General features: G+C 47.0%; 20 protein-coding genes and 1 tRNA gene. 1 reads left to right on the top strand and 20 read right to left on the bottom strand.

Annotation, left to right across the window (positions count from 1 at the left end; all coding sequences use genetic code 11):
• Positions 1 to 141 precede the first annotated feature (141 nt).
• The 18 genes from Q0G26_RS05915 to larA all read right to left on the bottom strand — a co-directional run bounded on the left by Q0G26_RS05915 (position 142) and on the right by larA (position 17,180).
• Positions 142 to 870 (bottom strand): WecB/TagA/CpsF family glycosyltransferase, encoded by a 729-nt coding sequence (locus Q0G26_RS05915; RefSeq protein ID WP_293829156.1) that lies wholly within the window; start codon positions 868 to 870, stop codon positions 142 to 144.
• Positions 871 to 998: 128 nt separating this feature from the next.
• Positions 999 to 1,703, bottom strand: coding sequence for a response regulator (locus Q0G26_RS05920; protein WP_293690275.1), 705 nt, complete (start codon positions 1,701 to 1,703; stop codon positions 999 to 1,001).
• Between the two features lies 1 nt (position 1,704).
• A complete protein-coding gene (locus tag Q0G26_RS05925) occupies positions 1,705 to 3,360 on the bottom strand; it encodes a sensor histidine kinase (protein ID WP_293829157.1) in 1,656 nt (551 codons plus the stop codon).
• Positions 3,344 to 4,954, bottom strand: coding sequence for a peptide chain release factor 3 (locus Q0G26_RS05930; protein ID WP_293829158.1), 1,611 nt, complete (start codon positions 4,952 to 4,954; stop codon positions 3,344 to 3,346). The genes Q0G26_RS05925 and Q0G26_RS05930 overlap by 17 nt, the downstream gene beginning before the upstream one ends.
• A gap of 15 nt (positions 4,955 to 4,969) precedes the next feature.
• Entirely contained in the window at positions 4,970 to 5,596 is a 627-nt protein-coding gene (locus Q0G26_RS05935; RefSeq protein WP_210684468.1) for a hypothetical protein, read from the bottom strand.
• A 395-nt stretch (positions 5,597 to 5,991) separates the two neighbouring features.
• Positions 5,992 to 6,068, bottom strand: a tRNA-Pro gene (locus Q0G26_RS05940).
• A gap of 61 nt (positions 6,069 to 6,129) precedes the next feature.
• On the bottom strand, positions 6,130 to 7,041 hold the full coding sequence (gene thrB, locus Q0G26_RS05945; RefSeq protein ID WP_293829159.1) for a homoserine kinase: 912 nt from the start codon (positions 7,039 to 7,041) through the stop codon (positions 6,130 to 6,132).
• A gap of 12 nt (positions 7,042 to 7,053) precedes the next feature.
• A complete protein-coding gene (locus tag Q0G26_RS05950) occupies positions 7,054 to 8,358 on the bottom strand; it encodes a homoserine dehydrogenase (protein WP_293829160.1) in 1,305 nt (434 codons plus the stop codon).
• A gap of 34 nt (positions 8,359 to 8,392) precedes the next feature.
• Complete coding sequence (locus Q0G26_RS05955; RefSeq protein WP_040564968.1) at positions 8,393 to 8,836, bottom strand: ACT domain-containing protein; 444 nt, start codon at positions 8,834 to 8,836, stop codon at positions 8,393 to 8,395.
• Between the two features lie 549 nt (positions 8,837 to 9,385).
• Positions 9,386 to 9,634 (bottom strand): hypothetical protein, encoded by a 249-nt coding sequence (locus Q0G26_RS05960; protein ID WP_293829161.1) that lies wholly within the window; start codon positions 9,632 to 9,634, stop codon positions 9,386 to 9,388.
• Between the two features lie 59 nt (positions 9,635 to 9,693).
• Complete coding sequence (locus tag Q0G26_RS05965; RefSeq protein WP_293829162.1) at positions 9,694 to 11,274, bottom strand: ABC transporter substrate-binding protein; 1,581 nt, start codon at positions 11,272 to 11,274, stop codon at positions 9,694 to 9,696.
• Between the two features lie 171 nt (positions 11,275 to 11,445).
• A complete protein-coding gene (locus tag Q0G26_RS05970) occupies positions 11,446 to 12,084 on the bottom strand; it encodes a TetR family transcriptional regulator (protein WP_293554122.1) in 639 nt (212 codons plus the stop codon).
• An 18-nt stretch (positions 12,085 to 12,102) separates the two neighbouring features.
• On the bottom strand, positions 12,103 to 12,252 hold the full coding sequence (locus Q0G26_RS05975; protein WP_293829163.1) for a hypothetical protein: 150 nt from the start codon (positions 12,250 to 12,252) through the stop codon (positions 12,103 to 12,105).
• Between the two features lie 286 nt (positions 12,253 to 12,538).
• The gene (locus Q0G26_RS05980) at positions 12,539 to 12,832 is read right to left on the bottom strand and encodes a type II toxin-antitoxin system RelB/DinJ family antitoxin (protein ID WP_293690245.1); all 294 of its coding nucleotides are present in this window, start codon (positions 12,830 to 12,832) and stop codon (positions 12,539 to 12,541) included.
• Positions 12,833 to 13,030: 198 nt separating this feature from the next.
• Positions 13,031 to 13,588, bottom strand: coding sequence for an elongation factor P (gene efp, locus Q0G26_RS05985; RefSeq protein WP_009145091.1), 558 nt, complete (start codon positions 13,586 to 13,588; stop codon positions 13,031 to 13,033).
• A gap of 26 nt (positions 13,589 to 13,614) precedes the next feature.
• On the bottom strand, positions 13,615 to 14,688 hold the full coding sequence (locus tag Q0G26_RS05990; protein WP_293829164.1) for an aminopeptidase P family protein: 1,074 nt from the start codon (positions 14,686 to 14,688) through the stop codon (positions 13,615 to 13,617).
• Positions 14,689 to 14,885: 197 nt separating this feature from the next.
• On the bottom strand, positions 14,886 to 15,848 hold the full coding sequence (locus tag Q0G26_RS05995) for an L-lactate dehydrogenase (RefSeq protein WP_293829165.1): 963 nt from the start codon (positions 15,846 to 15,848) through the stop codon (positions 14,886 to 14,888).
• Positions 15,849 to 15,881: 33 nt separating this feature from the next.
• Positions 15,882 to 17,180, bottom strand: coding sequence for a nickel-dependent lactate racemase (gene larA / locus Q0G26_RS06000; RefSeq protein WP_293829166.1), 1,299 nt, complete (start codon positions 17,178 to 17,180; stop codon positions 15,882 to 15,884).
• A gap of 143 nt (positions 17,181 to 17,323) precedes the next feature.
• On the opposite strand from larA, the gene Q0G26_RS06005 reads away from it, so the two are divergent.
• The gene (locus Q0G26_RS06005) at positions 17,324 to 17,791 is read left to right on the top strand and encodes a flavodoxin (RefSeq protein ID WP_293829167.1); all 468 of its coding nucleotides are present in this window, start codon (positions 17,324 to 17,326) and stop codon (positions 17,789 to 17,791) included.
• Positions 17,792 to 17,880: 89 nt separating this feature from the next.
• On the opposite strand, the gene Q0G26_RS06010 is transcribed toward Q0G26_RS06005, so the two are convergent.
• Together Q0G26_RS06010 and Q0G26_RS06015 are read right to left on the bottom strand one after the other, a co-directional pair.
• A complete protein-coding gene (locus tag Q0G26_RS06010) occupies positions 17,881 to 19,002 on the bottom strand; it encodes an amidohydrolase (protein ID WP_293829168.1) in 1,122 nt (373 codons plus the stop codon).
• An 80-nt stretch (positions 19,003 to 19,082) separates the two neighbouring features.
• On the bottom strand, positions 19,083 to 19,916 hold the full coding sequence (locus Q0G26_RS06015) for a MetQ/NlpA family ABC transporter substrate-binding protein (protein ID WP_293690232.1): 834 nt from the start codon (positions 19,914 to 19,916) through the stop codon (positions 19,083 to 19,085).
• Between the last annotated feature and the right edge of the window lie 56 nt (positions 19,917 to 19,972).

Raw genomic sequence — 19,972 nt, forward strand, 5'->3', positions numbered from 1 at the left:
TGTGCAGTCTGTTTTTTTGCAGACATAAAAAGTGATGGAATGCTACTTCCATCACTTTATTATAATACACCAACCTGCTTTTGTCTATATAAGTGTAAAATTCTTAGCACTTTTGACAAGCACAGTATTTTTCAGTCTATATCAGAACTTAGATGCCATTACCTTGATTACAAACTTAGGCAGCGCCATCATGCGCATAAAACGGCTGGGCTGCTTGTACAGGCGGAACGCCCATTCCAAAGAAGCGTCCTGCATCCATTTCGGTGCGCGCTCCATTTTGCCAGCAAGCACATCAAAGCTGCCGCCGATGCCCATCAGAATTTTTGCGTTCAGCTCCGCGCGATGTGCTACAAGCCATTTCTCCTGCTTCGGTGCGCCCAAAGCAACGAAAAGCATGTCTGCACCGCTGGCGTTGATATCCGCAATAATCTGCGGCACATCCTCATCCTTAAAGTAACCGTTATGGCAGCCAACTACCTTTACTCCCGGATAAAGCTCCTCAGCCTTCGCCTTCGCAGCTTCAGCCACGCCGGGGCTGCCGCCGAAGAAGTACGCCTTGTAGCCCTTGTCCGCCGATAAATCCAACAGCTCGTTGTACAGGTCAAAGCCTGCTACACGCTCCGGCACCTTGTAGCCCAGGTGCCTGCCTGCCCACACGGCACCGGCGCCGTCGGGCAGCACCAGCTCCGCATCCTCGCAGATGATTTTCTTGTATTCTGCGTTCTCCTGGCACATCATTATGATTTCGGCATTCGCGGTAACAACGAAGGTCTGCTCCTTGGCGAGCATTCTTTCTTCAAGCGTTTTCACTGCCTCCTGCATCGTCATAGCATGTACAGGCACGCCTAATATTTTAATCGGGTCTTGCATATGTTTTGCCCCCTCTTTTCTGCATAATAATACTACTATTGTACACTACTCTGACAATTATTTCAAATCCGTATACAAGAAAAAGTGAACCCTGCGGCATTTGCTGCCGAGGGTTCACCCGAATTGCTTTACTGTATATATGCCTTCAGCACATCGCTCTGCTTGTCAAGGCACAGATACTTATATACCGGTCTGCCCACGCTGCCGCGGTGCAGATCCAGCTTCAGCAGGTGCAGGGATTTCAAAAACTCCAGATATTTACGGATAGAAACGCGGGAGATTCCCACCATGCCTGCCACTTCTTCGGTAGTAAACATGCCGTCAATACTGCAAATGCAATCCCAAACAGTGCCTAAGGTGTTTTTATCAAGGCCCTTGGGCAGAGTTACCGCAACCTGATTTTCCTGACGCATAATAGTAGTGTCAAGGTCAGCCTGCTTAATGATGCCCTGCTCCTCAACAATCTGATAACGCTTCAGATAATTGTTCAGCGCAAGGTTAAAGCGTTCAAACTCAAAAGGCTTGATAATATAATCGACAGCGCCCAAACGCAGCGCCAGCTTAATTTTATCCTTATCGTTTGCTGCCGAAACGATGATGACATCTACATCATAACCACTCTCGCGTATTTTAGCCAAAAGCTGCAAACCATCCATAGTAGGCATAAAGACATCAAGAATGATTAAGTCATATTTGTTCTGACGCAGCAGCTTCAGTGCAGTATCTCCGTTACCGGCGATATCACACAACTGAAACCCCTTGATCTGGCTAAGATAGTGCTCATGCAATTGGGCAACCATCGGGTCATCTTCTACAACTAACACGTTAATCATCTTAATCCCCCTCTTTCCTGGTCGGAAGCCTTACGGTAAAGGTAGTGCCTTCACCCGGAGCAGACTCCACGGTAATGGTGCCATTAAGGTTATTGATGCTTTGCTTAACCAGATATAAGCCAAAGCCATGACCGCTTTCGCATTTGCTGCTGAAGCCACGCTGGAAGATACGCTCGCGTATCTCGTCACTCATACCGGGTCCGGAATCCTCCACGACGATAACAATCTCACGGTCAAAGTCCAGAATGGAAAGATTTACAATGCGTTCACCGTCAAAATTTTTCAACGCATCAAAGGCGTTTTCGATAATATTGCCGGCAATCAGTACAATATCATGTACCGAAGGCACATCCAGCTCGCTGTGCAGCTCGCTTTCCTCTGTCAAAGAAAAGTCGATATCAAGTTCACGGCTACGGCTTATTTTACCGAGGATAAAGCCTGATAAAGTTATATCCTTCAGGCGGGTTACTACATAAGAAACCTCAGATTGTCTGTTATAGGCAATTTCCTGCGTAAAATTCTTCAGCTCGTCATAGGCCTTCATATCTATCAGGCCCATAATCACATGCATTTTGTTCATAAACTCATGTGTCTGCGCTCTTAAAGCAGTAGCATAATTTTTGAAGCCTGTCAGCTGGTTAGCCATCTCTTCTACTACAGATTTTTTGCGGAAGGTAATCACGGCACCGATAATGTTCTTGCCATCCAGCAGCGGTACTGCAGTAATAATAAAGACGGTATTGCCCATCTTGACACTGGCATCAACTAAAGTTTTACCTTCTTTTATAATATCATCCCACGGCACACGTTTCAAGACATCTTTTGCAGATTTTCCAAATAGTTCATTAACTCCTTCAATACCTGCTTGCTTTAAAAGCAATTGGGCCTCGGAATTAACAAGCGTAATGCAGCCGTTGCTGTTGATATTGATAATACCTTCACGTACAGAGTTAAGAATAACATCGCGCTCCTGCAGCATTCTGGCGATTTCTTCCGGCTCATAGCCGAAAAGAACACGTTTAATCCTCTGCGCCAGATAAATTGCGCCCCAGATGCCGACAATCAGACCAAGCAGCGTCATAGACAGCAAGAATAAAACAGCATCGATTGTTGAGTTATTGACAATTTCGTCGGAATAACCGGTAACAACATAACCGATGGTTTTTTTATTGTCATCTTTGACAAAGCCTATGGCCTTATTGGGAATCGCATAGTTTTCCTTATAGGAAATATTGTTGCGTCCAGCATATTTGTCTACCAGATTTCGTGCGCTATGCTCGAAGTCCGGTAGCTTGCCGGGATTATACAACACGCGCAGATGGCGGTTCTTGTCGTAAATCGCTACGCCCGCTTCATCCGAATGGTCAACATCGTTAACGAAGGCAGCCATAAAGCTGTCTACGGAATCCTCCGGCCTCTTGTTCTGCTTCTCCAGGCTCTCCCTTATTTCCGGAGAGTTACAGAGAATGTTGTTGATGCTTACGGCATTGATACTGACGCGGTCATAAATTACCCGTGCCACCTTCTGCGTCGTAAACAAGGATGTCGGCAACAGTGCAATACCCACTACGAGCGTAATAAGTACTACTATTTTCTGTAAAAGTGAAAGCGTTTTTCCTGATTTGTAATTGTAATTATCTTTAGATTTTCTCCACATCAGCAGGTACCGTCAGGAACTGAATACCAGGATTTCGTTCCAGAATCCAATTCAGGGACCACTCGTTATTTACAAGAATAACAGGTCTGTCCTTTTTATCATAAACAAGCATTCCGTTATCCAAGCCTTTAATGTTCTCAATCAGCTTCTTATCCTCTGCATATACCCAACGTGCAACGGAGTACGGCAGCTGGTTCATCAGCAGCTTAGAGCTGTACTCGTTAAGCAGACGGTATTCCAGAACCTCCAGCTGCAGTACACCGACTACGCCGACGATGTAGCTTTCAAGACCTACGCCCTCCTGACGGAATACCTGAATAGCACCCTCCTGCGACAGCTGGATGATGCCCTTTTCAAACTGCTTGCGTTTGAGGGAGTCCTTAGGCTGTACGCGGGCAAAAATTTCCGGTGGGAATACGGGGAAGTCTTCAAATTGCAGCTTCAGGCTGCTGTCGCTCAGGGAATCACCGATACCGAAGATACCCGGATCAAAAACGCCGATAATGTCACCTGGATATGCTTTTTCCACTATTGTGCGCTCCTGAGCCAGGAACTGCTGCGGCTGTGCCAGCTTAACCATCTTACCGGATTGCTTATGGTAAACGCTCATTCCCTTGTCAAAGACGCCGGAACAAATACGCATGAAGGAAATTCTGTCACGGTGAGCAGGATTCATATTAGCCTGGATTTTAAAAACAAAAGCAGAGAATTTTTCGTTCTCCGGTGACAATATTGTACCATCCTGCAGCATTCTCGGCTGTGGCATGGGAGACATTTCCAGGAATTTTTCCAGGAAGCTCTGTACGCCGAAGTTGGTCATAGCACTGCCGAAGAACATCGGAGTCAGCTCGCCGGTGTTAACCTTTTCCATGTCAAACTCATCGCCTGCCATATCCAGCAGCTCGATGTCGTTGCACAGGTTTTCGTAGAGGTCATCGCCCAGCAGCTCTCTGATTTTGGGATCGTCCAAAGAACCGGTAGTAGATTTCAGCTTGTTGGCACCGTGGCTGGTGTCGTCCTCAAACAGCTCGATAGTGTTTTCCAGACGATTGTATACGCCCTTATAATGGCCGTCGATACCGATAGGCCAGTTAATCGGATATGCGCGGATATTCAGCACCTTTTCCAGCTCGTCCATCAGGTCGAAGGGATTACGGCCGTAGCGGTCCAGCTTGTTGATAAAGGTAAAGATAGGCAGACGGCGGCGGTGGCAAACCCAGAACAGCTTTTTGGTCTGCGGCTCTACGCCTTTAGCAGCGTCAATCAGCATGACAGCGCTGTCAGCAGCCATCAAAGTACGGTAGGTATCCTCGGAGAAATCCTGGTGACCGGGGGTATCCAGAATGTTTACGCGGAAGCCGTCGTAATCAAATTGCAGTACGGAAGAAGTAACGGAAATACCACGCTGCTTTTCAATCTCCATCCAATCGGATACAGCGTGCTTATTGCTCTTTCTAGCCTTTACAGAGCCTGCCAGGTGAATAGCTCCGCCGTAAAGCAGCAGCTTTTCGGTAAGGGTTGTTTTACCTGCGTCAGGGTGAGAAATAATAGCGAAGGTACGGCGTTTCTTAATTTTATCCATCAATTCTGTCATTATGTATATGCTCTCCTATTTCTTTAAATTTTTGGTAATCCTGGCAATTTCGTCCTCATCGGAAACCAGCTCGTCTACTGCCGGATAATCGGCGTTCTGCTCCTCGTACAGCTTGTAGGCATCAAGAATCTGCATTTTGATGTAGTCGGGAACAGGGATTTCCGTCTGCAGCTCACCGCGCATGGTTACACGGAAGGCAACGTTCTCATAGCGTTCACCGCTGTAGGTTTCGCAGGTGAAGGAAGTACGCATGAATTCATCCTTGAAGGTGCAGTCCTTAAGGATATGCGCCTTGCGCTCCTTATCCCAGGCTGCATAGATTTTATACAGCTCTTGCTGTGCCTCCACCGGCACGTCCTCGCCCAGGACAACGGTTTCGGTTTCATCTATCGGCGTGCAGTCCATGTTATTGTAGACTGTGCCGTCCTCCAGCTCCAGATCAACTGTCAGCACATAGTCAACCTCATGAAAACTGGCTGTTTTAATCTGCCATTTCTGCTGCCAGCGGGCAATGCAGTCTGGGCAGATAAATTTGGTATCGCGAATGCTGTTGTTCATGTAATTATCACGATAATACAATTTTTCTCCGGGCACAAAATGTTCGCCGCATTCACTGCAGACGAATTCCAATGTACGAATCATCGGTCAAAACCTCCCAATATAATATGAAAAAGCCCTTACTTCGAATGCAAGGCGCTCTGCTATAACAGTAATCAGTAATGCCGTGGCTGTCGGGAAGCTATATTCCCAAGCTGTGAGCCTTCGGCCTGATGTTTTGCAGCTTTTGCTGTCAATTACTGTTCAAATTGCTTTATTATGCCGTCAGCGGCAGTTTGATTTCAGCTCTGCTACCCGACAGCTGCGTAAAATATATTTACACGTTCTATATTATAACATATCAGATTGTTTTTCCCTAACAATTTTTCTTTAAAATGAGGGTTGTTTGGGACGTAATAATATTTTCCCGCGTGTCCCAACTTCCTTTTAAACATGAAAAAAGCCTTTACGTTAAAACGTAAAGGCTATAAGTCCGACATTGGTCGGAGCGGCGGGATTCGAACCCACGACCTCTTCCACCCCAAGGAAGCGCTCTACCAAGCTGAGCCACGCCCCGAATCACAAGGAGTATTATACAGGTTTATTTGGATTTTGTCAACACTATTTTATAAATTATTTTAAACTTTTTTTACCCCGTCTGTATCCAGGTCCAGAATATGGTAGCAGGCATGCTCATTATTGGCCGCAAACACGTCTACCATAGCCTTGGCAATGCGCTCACAGTCTGCCTCAGGCGAAGCGTAGGCCATCACCGTAGAGCCTGCACCGCTGATAATAGCGTTATATGCGCTTGCCTCTTTGGCAGCCGCAAAAACATCTGGCAAGCCAGGAATCAGATGCGCACGGTACGGCTGATGCAGCTTGTCCTCCAGCGCCATGCCCAGATACTCATAATTGCCGCTCAGCAGCGCACCGACCAAAAGCGAAGCTCTGGAGGTGTTATATACTGCGTCCTTGTGCGGTACAGTCTTGGGAATAGCCTGACGTGCAAGCGACGTTGGCAGCTTGCTGTCGGGAACGACGGCGATGAACTTCAATGGCTTGGCAGGCAACAGACGCAGGGAATGTGCCTTCTCCTGCTCCATATAGCTGATGGTGAAGCCGCCGTACAGCGCCGGCGCCACATTATCGGGATGGCCTTCGATTTCCGTAGCGATACCGAGAAGCTCGTCCTTTGTATAATGGTCATCACACAAAGCGTTAGCTGCGAACAGACCGGCAACAATCGCACTGGAGCTGCTGCCCAGACCGCGGGACATAGGAATGCGGTTGAGCATCTTCACCTTCAGACCGATGCGCTGGCCGTCGGTTACGGCGTTCCACACGCGCAGAAAGCTGGCGAAAGCCAAATTACGGCCAAACGGCTTCAGATAATCTGCGCCCTCGCCTTCTACCTCCAGCTGGAAGCCCTTCTTATCGGTTATTTCATAGCTTACTTCGTTATACAGATTGCAGGCCAGGCCGAGGGTATCAAAGCCGGGGCCGCAGTTAGCTGAGGTTGCGGGAACCTGAATAAATACTTTTTTCATGCTGCCGCCTCTTTATGCCAAATGGCTGTCTTCTACACGAATCACACAGCTGATTGCTTCTACTACCGGCAGTACGCGCAAAATTTGCAGCGCCATCTGCAGATTAGCCTCCGAAACACTGTGAGTAATTACAACAATTTCCGCCTTGTTGCTCTTAACATCATTAGTCTGTACAACATTGCGCAGGCTCACGTTCTGTGCGCCGAAGGCCGCAGCGATGGCTGCGAGTGCGCCCGGTTTATCTGCTACCTGCAGGCGGATATATGCCGGTGCGGACATCTTATCAGGCGGGCAGAGGCGTTTTTCCTCAAAGCAGGTGCAGCTGATGCGTCCGGTAGACTGATGCTGCATATTGCGGGCAACATCAATAATATCGCCGCAGACAGAGCTTGCAGTCGGCAGACGGCCTGCACCGAGGCCCAGGAACATGGCCTCACCGATAGCGTCACCGTTGACGAATACAGCGTTATAAACGCCGTTTACGCCTGCCAGCGGATGGGAAAGCGGAATCATCGTCGGGTTAACACGCAGGCTTACACCGTTTTCCGGATCGTTCTTGGCGATTGCCAGAAGCTTTACTGCGTAACCCAGATTAGTTGCATATTTGATATCGCAGGCCTCAATGCTTTCAATGCCTTCAACCTGTACATCGTCCAGATTGAAGCGTGTATTGAAGGCAATAGATGCCAGAATAACGATTTTACGCGCAGCATCCAGACCGCCTACATCGGCAGTAGGATCGGACTCTGCATAGCCCTTGGCCTGCGCTTCTTTCAGCACCTCATCGTAATCAAGGTGTTCGTTAGCCATCTTGGACAGCATATAGTTGGTGGTGCCGTTCACGATACCCATGATAGAGGTAATCTGATTGGCTGCCATACTGGTTTTCAAAGGTCCGATGATAGGAATACCGCCGCAAACGCTGGCTTCAAACATAAAGTCACAGTTGTGCTCATGTGCCAGTGGGAACAGCTCGGAGCCGAATTTAGCCAGAACGTCCTTGTTGGCAGTAACAACATGCTTGCCGTTGGCAAAGGCTCTGGCGATAAATTCCTTGGCAGGATGCTCGCGGCCCAGCAGCTCAACGATGATATCAATATCCTTATCCTCAAGCACCTCATCGGCGTTATCGGTGAAAATATATTTATCACCGTATTCCTGTTTCAAGCGGTCTACATGGCGGTCAAGCACCTTGGTAATTCTTACAGGCTTGCCTACCTCTTTGGCTATTTTCTCAGCATTTTTCTCTAAAACCTTCAGCACGCCGCCACCGACAGTGCCGGCGCCCAACAGACCAACATTTACAAAATCCTTCATTTAGTACCCCTCCAATACCTAAATAAGTAATCGGTTATACCTGACCTAAAACTTCCAGACGTTTTACGCCGTCAATCATGCGCAGCTTGTCCAGCAAAGCCTCCAGATCTACCGTCAGATGCTTGGTTTCGATAGAAATAGTGGTGTTGGCAACGCCCTGCAAAGGAATGCCCTGGTTGATGGTCATGATGCTGCCGGAATCGTCGGCAACAGTATTCAAAACCTTGGACAGCACGCCGGATTTGTGCTCCAGCAGTAAGGACAGAGTAATGATTTTTTCCTTGCTTGCTTCATAGAACGGAAAAACGAAATCCTTGTATTTGTAATAAGCACTGCGGCTCAGACCCATTTTTTCAACTGCTTCGTTGATAGTTTTGATTTCGCCGCGTTTGAGGATTTCTTTAACCTTTATAGTTTTTTTAATTGCTTCCGGAAGAATTTCTTCGCGAACCAAATAGAATGTGGATTTTTCAGACATACTAGTGTCCCCTTTCTTCATACAAAGTTCTTTTAATATTATACCACTGTTCTCTTGAAAAGTACACTTGTTATTTTTGTAAATTCTGAACAAATTCAGTGCACAATACACGCATGCAAATATACAAAAAAGCTTCCGTTCCTGTAAAAATACAGGGACGAAAGCGTTGCTTCGTGATACCACCCTAATTCATCCATATGTCACCACACGGACCTCATCAAGTACGCAGGGATTGTTTACCCTTTAATACTCCAGCACTGTAACGGGTGCACCCGGACGGCCTAAATGCATGCATCTCAGCCCATCGGCTCCAAGACCATCTTCAATGTCACCACCTGCTCCCTCTCGCACCAGAATGAAGGCTCTCTTCGCCAGGCTCGTACATTTACTCTTCTCGCCCGTTATTAAGTTATGTGCAAAATGATACAACATACATACTCAGTTGTCAACAAAAATTGTTATATTTCTCGTGGGAAAAGAAAGTACCAAGATTTTTGTAAATGATATTACAAAAATACGGAAAGCAGCAGCGTGCTTTCCGTAGAAAAATTAATCGCCATAGGCTAGAATTGGATTTTCTTTTTTTATATCTAATGTCGCCACTACCATGAGCACTACGCCGTCTAATTTAGCATAATACTCATGCAACACGTTGCCAAACAAATCGCGGATTTTGCCCAGCTTCTGCCCCTTATGCACTTTGTCCTCACGCGACACAAAGGCATACCATCGCCAGGAAGCATCTGCATCAAGATATTCACCCTTAGTAATGCGCTTAATTGGTGCAGTTCTTTTCACTATCATAAAATCGACATGGAGAACATAGCCTGTTGCTTCCTAAAAATCTGCACTTCATATTAATTTGCAGGCTGCCAGTCTTTCGTGAGCCAATAGAAATCGCAAGCCTGAATGTTGGCATTAGCAACCTTGCTAGAGCTTACAATATTAGTCTGCGGATGTCCATAGATAATCGTTGCCGCATCATCGAGCAAAATCTTTTGCATATCAATGATATACTGGCGGCGCTTGCTTTCATCAAATTCACTAATATATTGATCACCCAAGGCATCATATTTAGCATTACTATAGCCAGAGCCATTTTGTGGATTGGAACCATTCACATTAGTACGCCAATACATATTCATAAAGTTTATGGGTGAGCCAGCCTGCTCAGACAAAATATTAGAAATAAGCAAATCATATTTGCCACTTGTACCAATGCTATCAAGCACATTATAGTCTACAGCCTTAATATTGATTTTAATACCAACCTTCTTCGCATCAGCCTGAGTTGCCTCTGCAAAAATAGGCAATTCGGCACGGCTGGTATAGATAACATACTCAAGCTCTAAGTTTTTGCCATCCTTATCTACAAAACCATCTCCATCACTATCTTTCCAACCAGCCTCAGCAAGCAACTGTTTTGCACGCTCAACATTATAAGTGTTCGGATCTTTTAGTTCATTATAACCAAAATCCAAAGTCGGCGGCATAGCAGGCCCACCAGGAACAAAGGTATTATGCAGCAAAGTCTTGCAGTAAGTAGGGCGGTCCAGTGCAGATAACAGAGCTTGTCTTACACGCAGATCTGCTAAAGGCCTGCCCTCATTAACATTCATTCTAGCCAAGCAATCACGAATAGACGCCATTTCACTTACATGATAACCTTTTTTATCTCTAAAGAGCGGCATATCACCATAAGCTACATTAACAGCAACATCTATCTCTCCCTTTTGCAGCGCCATAGCCCTGGTATTGGGATCATTAACAGAAGGAATCTCCACAGTATCATAGGGTACCTTGCCATCCCAGTAATTAGGATTAGCCTTCATGACAGCCTTATTCTGGTTGAAAGATTCCACTATATATGGACCTGTGCAGATAGGTCCCATGCGCAAAATGTCTCTATCCTTAACGCTCGTATCAACGATAACAAAATAAGGATCACCTAAAACTCCAGGCAGACCAGGAGTCGGCTTCGTGGTTTTAATAATCAGATTCTGTCCTTCTGCCTTCATAGAAGCAATCTGCGCCCAGGTTTTTGCTTCTAAAGATTTATCAATAGTTCTTTGAATGGAAGACATGCAGGCTTCAGCAGTAACCTTGTTACCATTCGAAAATTTTGCTTTATCATTAATTTTGAAGGTCCAGGTAAGCTTGTCGTCGGCAACCGACCAGCTTTCGGCAATCCAAGGCTTCACATTCATTTTTTCATCAAATTTAATCAAAGTCTCGCCTAAGCCATAACGCGTCAGCGCCCAGCCAACAGCATGGTTCGTAGGCTCAAGATTATCGGCAAAGTTTACCACACCAAATTTTAAAACCTTATTACCAGACGCCTTAGCATCATCAGACTTACTGCCTCCGCAACCAGCTAAAGACAACGCCATAACAGCAGCAAGAGCCGTTGCTGAAAAATTTTTCCAAGTTAACTTCATACACATACTCCTTTCAAACATTCATTCTAAGATAGATATAAAAATAACAATCTATGCTATTAGAACTTTTATTGCACTAACATTATAGCACTTGCGATTCTAAATTTCAAGGTGTAATTTAGATTTTTGCCAAAAAAATATAGCAGCTGAAGAATGCTGCTATAAAATCTTTCAAGTCAAAAGACCTGCCAAAACAACCTTGAGATAGGCAACAAACTGCGGTATAAATTCTCTTGTACCATAGCCAATTTCATAGAAAATAGTTATGTTATTAGCTTTTTTATATTCACAACTTGCAGGATAGAGTACCAAAGCAAAGCTGTTCTCTAAATTTATAAAGAGAATGGCTTGCTCTGCATCAAGCTGTGGTAAAGCAACCCTTGCTACAGCCGCCAAGCGACAATAATCAACATGCATTTGCTGCCTAAATTCCTTATGCTGTTCATCGCTCGCTCCTGCTAAAATTATCGTATTCGTAATAGAAAAAATAGACAGCAGGCGCTCATGCCTTAGCAGCATAGCCGCCCATTTTTGACAAAAAGCATCCAGATCATCAATAGGAGCTGTAAAGCTTACCTCTGCATCTGCCACCATCTGCCTGATTTCCTGCATGAGAATCAGTAAAAAAATATCCTCTTTACAAGAAAAGTAATTATATAAATTTATTCTGCTGAAATTGAGATTTAAGGCAATTTTACTAAAAGTAATCTTATCATAGCCAATCTCATCATACAGTTTTATCGTGGCATCTATTATCTGCTGCACTCTTTCCTGTTTCTCTTTTTCTCCATGCGCTCTTAAAAAACTCATCTTTCTCCTCTAAATTCTTTAATCATATTCTTCATTCAGCTTTTTGCATAGCATCGTCAGTCCGCCCAGCGTCCAGAAGCACAAGCCCATCTGCGTATTAAAATACACGTGGTCAGTCAGGCCGCCGACGATAATGCCCACCGTCGCCAGCACATAGCCGCGTCCCATCGCCTTCAGCCAAAGGCTGCGACCGTGATAAGCAAGCCTCCAGGCGGCAGGCAGGAAAATTCCCCACCAGACAACAAGAAACGCCAGCAGACCATGCGCACCCGTAACATGTACGGTTTTGATTTTTTGCTTAGGATTGCCCAGCTAGCGCAAAAGACCTTCAATGCGCTCCATACCTAATTTAATAGCAAACTTGCCCGGCTGTCTAAATACGCCAGGCTCTCTGTATAATTCATTGTGCTTACGTCTCCATAATTTTTCTTGACACTATATTATAACATATTATCTAATTCTTGCCAGCAAACGTTTCCGCAGCTTTATAAACTCTGCCAGCTTCTATATCAGCATAACCCTTTGCCAACTTGTCATGTAGCTGCGCATTAGTCATCATATCAGCATTAACTGCCACAGGTGCTTTAGGCAGCGTAACAGAAAACGGTATTCCGCCCGTAAGAACAATCTGATTCAAGTACATCGTTATAGCAGTCGACATTGGTACGCCAAGTTTGCTTAATACTTCTTCAGCCTTTTCCTTAACATCAGGATTAACGCGTAAATTTAAAGTTGCAGTTTTTTCCATTATTATCGCCTCCCAAGATAATTGTAACGCTTTTAACGTCACAATTCAAACAAAAAAATAAGTGCCAGAAACCTTGTCCTTGATTAGGTCAAGACCCCAACACTTATTATAGAACCAAAAAAGCTGCCGCAGGCAGGTTCCGTCACCATAAGTAACAGAACAAGCCTGCAGCAGCTGCTGCGTAATTCTTAATTAAAATTAAGCGCGGGAAATGTAGTCGCCGGTTCTGGTATCGATAGCCAGAACGTCGCCCTCGTTGATGAACAGAGGAACCTTAACAACATAGCCGGTATCCATGGTAGCATTCTTGCTGCCGCCGGTAGCGGTATCGCCTTTGATGCCGGGTTCGGTTTCAACTACGGTCAGTTCTACAGTGTTCGGCAGGTCAACGCCCAGTACACGGTTGTCATAAATCATGATTTTAACATCCATGTTCTCTTTCAGGAAGTTCAGTGCGCTGCCCAGAGTTTCTTTGCTCAGCTCGGTTTGTTCGTAGGTTTCATTGTCCATGAATACATACATGCCGTCGGATTCATACAGATATTGCATTTCGCGACGGTCGATGTGAGCCTTCGGCAGACGCTCGCCTGCGTTGAAGGTACGCTCAACTACAGCACCGGTGCACAGGTTACGCATTTTTGCACGTACGAAAGCAGCACCCTTACCAGGTTTTACGTGTTGGAATTCAACAACCTGCCAAGCGTCGCCATCGATGGTAACAGTTACGTTGGTTTTAAATTCGTTTGTGGAAATCATTGGAAGCCCTCCTATAAATTTAAATATTAGACAATTTCAATAAGCTGCTTTTTGACACCGTTCAAGGCTCTTGCCCCATCCTCTGTCAAAACAACAGTATCTTCTATACGTACCCCGCCTTTACCGGGAATGTATATACCGGGTTCAATAGTGAAGATCATGCCTGTCTGCAGCACCGTAGCGCCACGCTTGTTGATCATAGGCATTTCGTGGATTTCCAGGCCTACACCGTGACCTGTTCCATGCACATAATAATCGCCGTAGCCGCAGGCGGTAATGCTGTCACGCACGATAGCGTCAAGCTCTCTGCCGGTCATGCCTGCTTCGGCAGCCTTCAGGCCCTTGCGCTGTGCTTCTTCAACTATAGTATAAATTTCCTGCTGCCAGGAATTTGCCAGGCCAACTACTAATGTACGCGTCATATCGGAATGATATCCCTTATAGACGGCGCCGAAGTCAAATGTAATAAAATCACCGACCTCGATAACCTTGTCGGATGCCATGCCATGCGGCAAAGCACTGCGTACGCCGGAAGCTACAATCGTATCAAAGGAAGTCTTTTCGCTTCCCAAGGCACGCATATAGTATTCCAAGCGGCCTGCCAGACTGCGCTCGGTACAGCCGGGCTTGATATCCTCCAGCAGATGGATAAAGGCTTCGTCAGCAATGCTGGCAGCCTTCAGCAGGATGTCCAGCTCTTTCTTATCCTTAATCATGCGGATATCGCTGAAATCAATGCTCTGCATATATGTTTCGCCCAAAAGCTCGTGCAGCACAGTATAATCATCATAGCTGTAATACGCTCCGTCAAAGCCTACTACCTGCGCTTGGGCATTCTTTGCCAAATCTGCGGCGGCAGCCCAGATGCTGTGCGCACCTGTCGGAGTATACTCCAACACCTTGAAGAACTTCATTTCGTTTCTGGCCTGCTCTGTATAACGGCCATCCGTAATCAGCACGCCCTGTTGTCTGTCCAGATACAGCAGACTGGAATCTCCTGTAAAGCCGGTCAGATAACGGATTGTGGTAACATCCTTAATAATGACACTGTCTACCTGCAGCTTGGCCATATGCTCCAAAACTCTATTGATACGCGTCATGATATTACCCTCTTTCCATAAAACTGATGATAGCTATGAATCACCTAAATATTTTACCACTCATTTGCAAAACTTTCAACTATTATCTTTGCTAAGGCACTTTTTTTGTTAACTTTGTAGCATAACCAGCAAAAAAGCAGGCCGTTAACACCGCCCCCAGCGTTGTCGGCCTGCCCTTTCAAAGACATACGTTAAAATTATTTACATTCTGCAGCAGCAATGCCTTCTGCGGTTTTGATGTTCTTGCGTACATCGTCGCAGCATTTGTGGAAGTTTGCCAGCTCCTCGGCAGTCAGAGGCAGCTCCAGCACACGCTCTGCGCCGTTTTTGCCCAGCAGTACAGGAACGCCTACAAAGACATCCTTTTCGCCGTATTCGCCGTCAAGCAGCATGGAAGCAGGCATAATGCGTTGCTCGTCGTTGAAAATGCAGCGTACCATACGTGCTGCGGTAGAACAGATGCCGTATTCGGTGCAGTGCTTGCCGCTGTAGGTTACCCAGCCGCCGCCGATAGCGCGTTTTTGCAGCTCCGGTTTGTCAAAAGCGAATTTAGGATCCTCGTGCTCCAGAGAGCTTAAGGGAATGCCGTTGAAGTTTACGCAGGACCATGCAGCCATTTGGGAAGCACCGTGCTCGCCAATCATGTAAGCGCTGATGGATTGCGGAGAAATGCCGGTCTGCAGGGATAAAGCAGATACCAGACGGGAGGTATCCAGACCGGTACCGGTGCCGATTACATGGCCTTTCGGCAGGCCGCTTTCGCGATAAAGGATGTTGGTGATAACATCGCAAGGATTGGTGATGTTAACAATGAAGCCGTTGAAGCCGCTGGCCATAACCTTGTGGATATAACCTTTAACCTGTGCTGCGGTAAAGGTAAGCTCGTCCAAACGGTCACCGCTGGCAACCAGGTCGATATCGCCGATGCAGTTTACGATAGCGTCGCAGTCGCCCAAGTCAGCGTAGGTACCGCCGTTGATTTTTACATCATGCGGGCAATACAGAATTGCGTCGCGCAGGTCCTGTACCTCGGCAGCCAGCTTGGATTCTTTCGGGTCCACCAGTACCAGCTCGGCAGCAATGCCCTGAATAGCCAGGCTGTACGCAACGTGAGCACCAACGTGACCTAAACCGATAATACCAACTTTTCTTGTTTTCATAATTAAGTTCCCCCCAAATTTTTCTTTAATATTTTATTTGTCCAAAATAGGCAGCGTAGCCGAAGCATGGCCCATAATGGTAATATTGTAATCCTTTTTGCCCTGCTCTGCAAGTTTTTCCTGAGCCAGATCCCAGGCCTCCTGCAAGGATGCGCAGGGAATATGACCGGTCTTGCGGACAAAATCGAAGTTCTCCGGACGTGTTACCAGATAAGCGGTTACATCGTTGACAATGCAGCGCGCCTTGAAGGCAACAAAGGCCGGAATAGTGAAATTGGCACGAATATCCTTTTCAAACTGCTCCATATCGTTACGGCTGAAGCAGTCCGTAAAAATAGCAGGCTCCTTAATATCCGGGCAGTCCAAAGTGAAAATCATGATGCCGCCGTGCTTAACCGCAAACTGTGCGTTCATGTGGCACTTGGTAGCCTGATACAGATTAAGGTCCTTGGGATAACCGCCGGCGGAAGCAATTACTACATCAGCAAGCTGTTTGATGTGTACGCCTGCCATAGCCAGCAAATCCTTGCAGCCCTTCTGCCATGCCTCGTACCAATGGCCTGCAACAACCTCGCTAATTTCTCCGTCCGGAGTAAACACAGTGTTCACCAGAAAATCCGGCTCCAGCAGCTTGCAGGATTCATACATATCCTGATGAATAGGATTGCCCTCGAGCAGACTTGCATCACAGGACTTGTTGCAGCCTGCGCCTTCTACCGGAGACATAGTCATGCAATGGTTCTTCATAATGCTGTCATATGCCGCTACGCCCGGCATAACAGCCTTGCGTCCGCCGCCGAAGCCGGCAAAAGGATGCAGTGTTACGGCACCGGTCAGAATAACTCTGTCAGCGTTGGCAACATATTTGCTGATAGCAACATCGTTGCCGAAGGAGGTTTTGCCCAGCAGCACCATATCCTCGCTCTTGCGGGAGTCATGCTGAACAATTTTCAGACGGCGCACCATCTCCTCGCCGCAAACGGTGATATCCTCTTCATGTGTATGACCGCGGTGGGTACCGGTAGCAACAATAACAGTGATGTCCTCGTCCTTTACGCCCACACTGTTCAGCTCGGCCACAATAACCGGCAGAAATTCGGACGTGCCGCACAGACGGGTGATATCGCTGATGACAATGGTTACAGTTTCGCCTGCATGCACAATTTCGCGCAGAGGCTTGGTACCGATCGGGTTACGGATTGCTTCGGTAGTAGCGGCAACAACGTCCTCGCAGACGCTGGATTCATTGCCGTGTATATCATATATAACGCGCTCCTCGGGGAGCAGTACCTCTTCCTGTCGTTTGCCTATAGGCAGAAAGTATTTTTTCATCGATATCCCTCCATTTGAAAAAACTAACTCTATTATACATGAAATCAGCTAAATATACAAGCTAAGAGTAAAACTGTAAAGAAAATTCAGCCTTTGTCCAAAATTGTGTTATAATATTACTATATGAAAGCGAGGTTCCCATTATGAAGAAAACTCTCATCGCCTATTTTACACGCACAGGCATCACCAAAAAGCTGGCTGAAGACACCGCTAAGCACACCGGTGCCGACCTTTTCGCCATCGAGCCGGTAAAAGAATATTCCTCCTCTTATCTTATCTGCGTAGGCCAGGCTAAAATCGAAAACCTGCAGAACGCCCGTCCTGCGATTAAGGCTAAGCCGCAGAACCTGCAGGACTATGACACCATTGTTGTGATGTTCCCTATCTGGTGGTTCACCTGCCCCAATATCATCCTCACCTTCCTGGGGGAAAACGATCTGAGCGACAAAACGGTTATCCCTGTCTGCACCTACGGCAGCAGCGGCAAGGGCAGCAGCGAAAAGGCTATGACTAAAGTTTGCAAAAACGCAACCTTCAAGCCTTGCATCGAAGCAACCGGCCTTAAAGACAAGGCTGTTGCAGCCATTGCCGCAGCAATCGAAGAAGCATAAAAAGAATCATAAGCGTAAAATTAAGGCTTCCGCAGTTTGGCAACACCTTACTGCAGAAGCCTTTTGCTTTATTATTTTTCAGGATATGCTTACGGTTTTTCGCGTAAAATACGCTGCGTCAGATTGGTCAGCACGTTGATAGCATTAGCCAGCGCGCTGTGGTCAAAGTGCATATCGCGGTCATGCAGACGCGGCTCCAGATCGCAGCCTATGCCCAGACTGGCAGTTTTCAGCTGCGGACGCTCCTGCTTGAAGAAGTTGAAGTCCTCGCCTACCGTAATATTGGCAGCGGGAATCAGTCCCCCCGCTCCCAGCTCTGCGGAAATTACCTCCTGCGTCAGCGCCAACAGTGACGGGTCAGCCTCTGCCGCCGGGCAGGTACCGACGATATGACAGTCCGCCTCCGCGCCGTACACCTTCGCCGTATTCACGACGATATCCTCTACCTTGCGGCGCAGCTCCAGCATCTCGGCGTTCGACGTACTGCGCAGGTCAAAGCCGATGCTTACCTTGTCGCAGATAGCGTTGAGCGAGCCTGCACCACCCATGAAGCGGGTAGTTTTGATACTGCCGCCCAAAAGCGGGTTGCTGTGCAGTGCGTTGATGGCATTGACGATAGCGGCACCGGCATCAATAGCGTTCACGCCCAGATGCGGCTGGGAGCCATGCGCTGCCAACCCACGGATTTCGCCCTCCATCAGGGTGCAGGCCGTCCAATTGATCTGCGCGATAATCTGACCGGTGCGTGCCATATCCTTCGGCATTACATGGTATCCTAAGGCGTACTGCACATCATCCAGCGCTCCTGCCTCCAGCATTGCCAGCGCGCCTCTGCCGATTTCCTCCGCAGGCTGGCAAAGAAGCTTCACGCGGCCGCAGGCAAGGCCCTGCTCTTGCAGCAGCTTTGCTACGCCCAAAGCGATAGTCATATGCGCATCATGGCCGCAGGCGTGAATAGGCTCCAGCGAGCCATCCTCGTTCTTAAACAGCAGGCAGTCCATATCGGTGCGCACTGCTACCGTAGGTCCCGGCTTGCCGCTGTCGAGCACAGCGGTAAGTGCGGTAGTATTGCCAACGTTTTCTGTCACATCGTAACCAAGCTTACGCAAAAAATCTGCCAGAAAGGCTGCCGTCTTAACTTCCTTGAAGGCAGGCTCCGCCAGAGCGTGCAGCTTGGGCCATACCTCATTAATATGTGCTTGAATATCCATGATTTAATTACCACCTTTGCATAGAGAAAAGGCCAACGGCAAAGCTCCCGCAGGAGTTTTGCACGTTGACCATAAGCTCATTATTTATTATCCCAGCCTAAGTATACAGAACCGGGGAATTTCTTCTCGATGAATTCTGCATTTTCCTTAGATTGATATGCTTCCTGGAAAATCTTCAGACGCGGATCGTTTAGGTCCTTTTCCTGTACGGCAACAATGTTTACATACAGAGAATCTTTGGTTTCACGCAGGATAGGATCCTTGGCGGGGTCCAGGCCGGCGCTGATAGCGTAGGTAGTGTTGATTGCTGCGCAGGTCAGGTCATCCAGGCTGCGGGGAATTGCTGCAGCTTCCAGCTCGATAATTTCGAAATGATGCGGATTTTCGGTAATATCCTTAACGCTGGTAGTAACATCCTTCGGGTCTTTAACCTTAATCAGGTTGTTGGCAGCGAGCAGCAGGATAGCACGGCCGCCGTTGGTCGGATCGTTAGGAATACCGATTTTTGCACCGTCGGGAATGGTGTCACCAGGTTTCAATTTTTTAGAATAGATGTTAATCGGGAACAGTGCAGTGTTGAAGGCTTTAGCCAGCTTGAAGGAAGGCTCCTTCTTCATGGTTGCCTTCAGGAAGGGCTCGTGCTGGAAGCAGTTAGCCCAGATTTCACCGGAAGCCAGTGCGGAGTTAGGAGTTACGAAATCGCTGAACTCTTTAACTTCAATCTTCAGACCTTTTTTCTCGGCAATCTTCTTTACGTTATCCATAATGATAGCATGAGGACCGGGGTTTACGCCTACGATAACAGGCTTATTCATATCTACCTTGCCGTCATCCTTAGAACCGCCGCAGCCTGCAGCTACGATAGCAAACATTGTCAGTACGCCCACAAGAGCGTATTTTAAAAACTTATTCATTATACATTAACCTCCCCAAGCAGTTCCTAGACTGCTAAAACAAAATACATTGCTAT

The sequence above is a fragment of the uncultured Phascolarctobacterium sp. genome (assembly GCF_934190775.1).
Taxonomy (GTDB): domain Bacteria; phylum Bacillota; class Negativicutes; order Acidaminococcales; family Acidaminococcaceae; genus Phascolarctobacterium_A.

Bases quoted from the DNA above. Each gene is read 5' to 3' on its own strand.
- Q0G26_RS05915 (WP_293829156.1), bottom strand. From the start codon at position 870: ATGCAAGACCCGATTAAAATATTAGGCGTGCCTGTACATGCTATGACG.
- Q0G26_RS05920 (WP_293690275.1), bottom strand. From the start codon at position 1,703: ATGATTAACGTGTTAGTTGTAGAAGATGACCCGATGGTTGCCCAATTG.
- Q0G26_RS05925 (WP_293829157.1), bottom strand. From the start codon at position 3,360: ATGTGGAGAAAATCTAAAGATAATTACAATTACAAATCAGGAAAAACG.
- Q0G26_RS05930 (WP_293829158.1), bottom strand. From the start codon at position 4,954: ATGACAGAATTGATGGATAAAATTAAGAAACGCCGTACCTTCGCTATT.
- Q0G26_RS05935 (WP_210684468.1), bottom strand. From the start codon at position 5,596: ATGATTCGTACATTGGAATTCGTCTGCAGTGAATGCGGCGAACATTTT.
- thrB (WP_293829159.1), bottom strand. From the start codon at position 7,041: ATGAAAAAAGTATTTATTCAGGTTCCCGCAACCTCAGCTAACTGCGGC.
- Q0G26_RS05950 (WP_293829160.1), bottom strand. From the start codon at position 8,358: ATGAAGGATTTTGTAAATGTTGGTCTGTTGGGCGCCGGCACTGTCGGT.
- Q0G26_RS05955 (WP_040564968.1), bottom strand. From the start codon at position 8,836: ATGTCTGAAAAATCCACATTCTATTTGGTTCGCGAAGAAATTCTTCCG.
- Q0G26_RS05965 (WP_293829162.1), bottom strand. From the start codon at position 11,274: ATGAAGTTAACTTGGAAAAATTTTTCAGCAACGGCTCTTGCTGCTGTT.
- Q0G26_RS05970 (WP_293554122.1), bottom strand. From the start codon at position 12,084: ATGAGTTTTTTAAGAGCGCATGGAGAAAAAGAGAAACAGGAAAGAGTG.
- Q0G26_RS05975 (WP_293829163.1), bottom strand. From the start codon at position 12,252: ATGGGACGCGGCTATGTGCTGGCGACGGTGGGCATTATCGTCGGCGGC.
- Q0G26_RS05980 (WP_293690245.1), bottom strand. From the start codon at position 12,832: ATGGAAAAAACTGCAACTTTAAATTTACGCGTTAATCCTGATGTTAAG.
- efp (WP_009145091.1), bottom strand. From the start codon at position 13,588: ATGATTTCCACAAACGAATTTAAAACCAACGTAACTGTTACCATCGAT.
- Q0G26_RS05990 (WP_293829164.1), bottom strand. From the start codon at position 14,688: ATGACGCGTATCAATAGAGTTTTGGAGCATATGGCCAAGCTGCAGGTA.
- Q0G26_RS05995 (WP_293829165.1), bottom strand. From the start codon at position 15,848: ATGAAAACAAGAAAAGTTGGTATTATCGGTTTAGGTCACGTTGGTGCT.
- larA (WP_293829166.1), bottom strand. From the start codon at position 17,180: ATGAAAAAATACTTTCTGCCTATAGGCAAACGACAGGAAGAGGTACTG.
- Q0G26_RS06005 (WP_293829167.1), top strand. From the start codon at position 17,324: ATGAAGAAAACTCTCATCGCCTATTTTACACGCACAGGCATCACCAAA.
- Q0G26_RS06010 (WP_293829168.1), bottom strand. From the start codon at position 19,002: ATGGATATTCAAGCACATATTAATGAGGTATGGCCCAAGCTGCACGCT.
- Q0G26_RS06015 (WP_293690232.1), bottom strand. From the start codon at position 19,916: ATGAATAAGTTTTTAAAATACGCTCTTGTGGGCGTACTGACAATGTTT.